This is a genomic window from Mesorhizobium sp. M7A.F.Ca.CA.002.15.2.1, assembly GCF_003998715.1.
Taxonomy (GTDB): domain Bacteria; phylum Pseudomonadota; class Alphaproteobacteria; order Rhizobiales; family Rhizobiaceae; genus Mesorhizobium; species Mesorhizobium ciceri.
On sequence record NZ_RZPI01001205.1, the window covers coordinates 1 to 620 of the forward strand.

Consider the following 620-nt stretch of genomic DNA (forward strand, 5'->3'; position numbering starts at 1 on the left):
ATGTCGGGCAGCGCGACCTTCAGCCCGCGCACGGAGAACAACGGTTCAACCATGCGGCCGCCTCCAGGCTTGGTCGGCGGCAGCGATCTCCGAAGCAAGTCCGGCCAGCACCGCCTCGTCCACCGGTCTTAGCGAGGCGAAAGGATCGGTGTAGCGTGGCGTCGCCGCGATCAGCGCCCGTGTGTAGGGGTGCTGCGGCGCGGCGAAGAGCGCTGCGGTCTCGGCCTCCTCCACCACCTTGCCGGCATAGAGCACCGAGACCCTCTGGCTGATCTTGGCGACGACGCCGAGATCATGGGTGACGAACAGGATCGCCGTGCCATGCTCGCGCTGCAACGCAGCGATCAGCCGCAGGATCTGCTTCTGCACGGTGACGTCGAGCGCCGTGGTCGGCTCGTCGGCGACGATCAGCCTTGGCTCCGCGGCGAAGGCGGCGGCGATCAGCACGCGCTGGCGCATGCCGCCGGACAGTTCGTGCGGATAGCTTTTGAGCACGCGGTCGGGGTCGCGGATCTGCACCTCGTCCAGCAACTGGCGAATGCGGGTATCGGCCTTCTCGCCACTCCAGCCGAGGATGCGCACCAGCCGGTCGGTCATCTGCGAGCCGATGCGGCGTGACG

General features: G+C 67.9%; 1 protein-coding gene. It reads right to left on the reverse strand.

Features of this window, described 5'->3' with window-relative positions:
- Nucleotides 1-45: 45 nt before the first annotated feature.
- Nucleotides 46-620 (reverse strand): ABC transporter ATP-binding protein (locus ENZ74_RS33670; protein WP_164761498.1); only part of this gene is annotated, 575 nt, incomplete at its 5' end.